Origin of the sequence: Occallatibacter sp., assembly GCF_049582745.1 — a bacterium.
GTDB lineage: Bacteria > Acidobacteriota > Terriglobia > Terriglobales > Acidobacteriaceae > Telmatobacter.
Window position 1 is genome coordinate 1 of the sequence record NZ_JBAUUO010000018.1, and the last position, 2,681, is coordinate 2,681.

3 protein-coding genes are annotated in these 2,681 nt (G+C 56.5%); 2 read left to right on the top strand and 1 reads right to left on the bottom strand.

Annotation, left to right across the window (positions count from 1 at the left end; translation table 11 throughout):
- Positions 1-191 (top strand): STAS domain-containing protein (locus tag WCA10_RS02505; protein WP_472820908.1); only part of this gene is annotated, 191 nt, incomplete at its 5' end.
- A gap of 511 nt (positions 192-702) precedes the next feature.
- Here the strand turns inward: WCA10_RS02505 and ltrA are convergent.
- Positions 703-1,971 (bottom strand): group II intron reverse transcriptase/maturase, encoded by a 1,269-nt coding sequence (gene ltrA / locus WCA10_RS02510; protein WP_472820910.1) that lies wholly within the window; start codon positions 1,969-1,971, stop codon positions 703-705.
- A gap of 100 nt (positions 1,972-2,071) precedes the next feature.
- Here ltrA and WCA10_RS02515 point away from each other — a divergent pair, with 100 nt between their 5' ends.
- The gene (locus WCA10_RS02515; protein WP_472820909.1) at positions 2,072-2,209 is read left to right on the top strand and encodes a hypothetical protein; all 138 of its coding nucleotides are present in this window, start codon (positions 2,072-2,074) and stop codon (positions 2,207-2,209) included.
- Positions 2,210-2,681 lie beyond the last annotated feature (472 nt).

Here is a 2,681-nt window from a genome sequence, read left to right on the forward strand (position 1 = left end):
TAAGCTATATCGACAGTGCTGGCCTCGGCGAATTGACTTCCGCCTACACATCGGTCAAGAACCGCAATGGGCAGCTGAAGCTCCTCAATTTAACGAAACGTGTTCATGACCTGATGCAGATTACAAAGCTGTACACGGTCTTTGATGTGTACGACGACGAAAGGACGGCGATTGCCTCGTTCGGCTCTTAGGCATCATTAGATTGTGTTGAGCTGGGGACCAAGGTCTCGTCGGCCGCGGTGGATGAGACCTGGAAGAGCACACGTGCAACGCACGGAAAGTGTCCTACGGCGATGCCGTACAACATGAAACAGACGCCAAACCGTGTTACTTCCGCATTGCCCACGTCCACTCGCAACCACGGAAACTGACCGCGTTTCAGGTGATCAGTCTCTCGCCGTAGTTCCGCGAGCGAGGAATTTCGCCACTCTTAAACATGGCCGACTGGTCAAGAAAGTTGTTTCGGCCTATCCACGCCCAGGTGTTGGGCGCCATTGGTGTCCGTCCATCTGACCGCGCCCGATCGTATTTCGACGAAAGCATTGGCCATATTGCGCTCGGTGCAAAGGCAAATACGAGTCGATCGGTAGACACCACCTTTACGACTAGCCGGTTTGATCGGCATAGGGGCGGCAGTCACCTGCCGACCCCTGCCACACCACCGTGCGAACGGGTCCGTACACGGCGGTTCGAGAAGTTAGTCTAGTAGTTCTCGAACAGCGAAGGCAGCCCGAGAGACCGGAAGTATGCATTCGAAGCCCCCACAGAAAGAGCTTTGGAGCGGGCCAGGTACCAAGGACCCCGTCCACTACCGGCCGTGTTGCTGGCCAGACGTGTGCGGACTCCTAGTTGCAGCAACGCAGCCCGACGACGGCGGGGAGTTTTCCACTGTCGCCAGAGTGCACATCGCAGCCTGAGCCGCACCCAACGAATAAGGCCGATCAGCACCTCGGGAGTTTCGCAGAAGCCGAAGTAGCCGCGCCATCCCACCATGTATGTGGCGAGTCGCTTCACTGTCGTCTCTATGCTTATTCCCTTGGCCTGTCGCGTTATCTCACGGATTTTGTCTTTGAAGCGAGTCAGGGCCTTCGGAGCAATCGCTCGTCGGACTTCTGGACCGCGCGTAAAACTAAATCCGAGGAACTTTCGGTCCTGCGGGCGCGCTACCGTACTCTTCGCCTCATTTACTTTGAGCTTGAGCCGCTCAGTGATGAATCGCGTAATGCTCGCCATCACCCGGTGACCCGCACGTTCGCTACGCACATAGATATTGCTATCGTCTGCGTACCGCACGTGTCGATGTCCCCGGCGTTCCAGTTCGCGGTCGAGTTCGTCGAGTACGAGATTGCTTAGCAGTGGCGAAAGAGGCCCCCCTTGTGGAGTACCTTCAACGCTCGGACTGAGCAGCCCGTTTTCCATCACCCCGGCATTCAAGAACGCCCGGATGAGTCTCAGCAGTCTCCTGTCATCGATACGCTTGGCGATCTGAGCCATCAGTCTGTCATGATTTACTCGATCGAAAAACTTCTCCAAGTCGAGGTCGACGCACCAGCCATAACCTTCGGCGATATACTGCTGCGCCTGAGCTACTGCCTGATGTGCCGATCTCCCCGGTCGAAAACCGTAGCTGCTATTGGAAAACTCTGGGTCCCACCGCTGTTGCAGAACTTGCATGACCGCCTGCTGGATAAATCGATCCAGCACCGTCGGGATGCCCAGCTTGCGCACTCCGCCGTCCGGCTTCGGTATCTCTACCCGCTTCACCGGCTTTGGTTTGTATGTACTGCTCAGCAGTTGTTCCCGGATGGCTGGCCAGTGCTGTTTCAGATGCTCGCCGAGTTGATTGACCGTCATTCCGTCAACCCCCGGAGCACCTTTATTGGCCTTAACCCGTCGTAATGCTTCCTTCAAGTTCTCTCGTTCAACGATCTCCTCCAAGATTCGATCTGTCCTAGCTGGGCTTTCGGGCACACTTGTCGTCCTCAACGATTCGGACCCTTCCCTACTCACTCTCTGGGCTTCACCCGTTTGCGAGGAAGAGAAGTCCAGATTGCTCTGGATGTTCTGCCGCATGTCGTTGTTGAGACTCATGTCCTACTCGCCTTTCTTCTCGTTCAGGCCTTCAACCATCGTTCCCGGCTCAGCCTATCTGTTGACTCCGCCTTTGGCTTCGGAGTGCCTCATTAGCCTTGCCGACGTCATGGCCTAATATGCCCTCTGCTGACTTCTGCTCCGCGGTCAGGATGCCTCACGGCATTCTCAGTCGCCGAAGCGACACGAAGCAGATCTCCCGGGGTAAGTTCAATCGCCTTCTGCGCACAGTCGCCGGATCTACGCTCCGCGTACTTGATGGATATGGGCTTCGCGGTAAGTTGCCCGCTCGCCCTACGCTCACGCCTTGTATCCGGTTCTTGTCCATCGACTCACGCATTTGCTCCACGCTTCCTTCAGACCCCGCCTCACAGCGGTAGCCCTTGCGTCATTGCTAACCCTTACCTCCATCAGGTCGGGTAGAGGACTTGCACCTCCAAGCTATTGAACATGCCCGGCGCACAACTAAGTCGCTGGCGCGACGGCCGCTGCGGCATGGGCTTTTCCTGAGCATTGTTGGCTGTGTAAGCCTCGGGTCACAGGAGGTTTACCGTGACCCATCTTCGGCAGATGATGCTGGATGAACTCCA

Coding starts and splice junctions, on each gene's coding strand:
- WCA10_RS02515 (WP_472820909.1), top strand. CDS start 2,072: ATGTCGTTGTTGAGACTCATGTCCTACTCGCCTTTCTTCTCGTTCAGG.